The organism is Kitasatospora arboriphila (assembly GCF_039528095.1).
In the GTDB taxonomy this organism is placed as follows: Bacteria; Actinomycetota; Actinomycetes; order Streptomycetales; family Streptomycetaceae; genus Kitasatospora; species Kitasatospora arboriphila.
This window is the reverse complement of sequence record NZ_BAAALD010000321.1, coordinates 267-531: the sequence shown is the minus strand read 5'-3', so window position 1 is coordinate 531 and position 265 is coordinate 267. Positions and strand designations below refer to the sequence as shown.

Here is a 265-nt window from a genome sequence, read left to right as displayed (position 1 = left end):
AAATGATCCGCGCGATGCTGACGGCGAGATCATCCGCAACGGCCTCGTACTGGCCGCTGCTCAGGAATGCAGTGACACTTGCGGCATCACCGCGGAGAGCCTGCAAGGCCGCGAGGCGGATCTTGCTCGACACTGCTCCCTGGGCTAGCGCCTCGACGCGGCTGCGCTCATCTTGCTTGGCAGCGCGAGCCCAGCCCGTGCGCACGTACTCGACTACCGCGCCATCAGAGCTGGCGAGAGTCATCTCAGCGGCGGTGCGGCTCCA

1 protein-coding gene is annotated in these 265 nt (G+C 66.0%); it reads right to left on the bottom strand.

Annotated features, from left to right (window positions below; all coding sequences use genetic code 11):
* The coding region (locus ABD353_RS40695) for a hypothetical protein (protein ID WP_425555371.1) at positions 1-244 on the bottom strand (244 nt) is incomplete at its 3' end.
* Positions 245-265 lie beyond the last annotated feature (21 nt).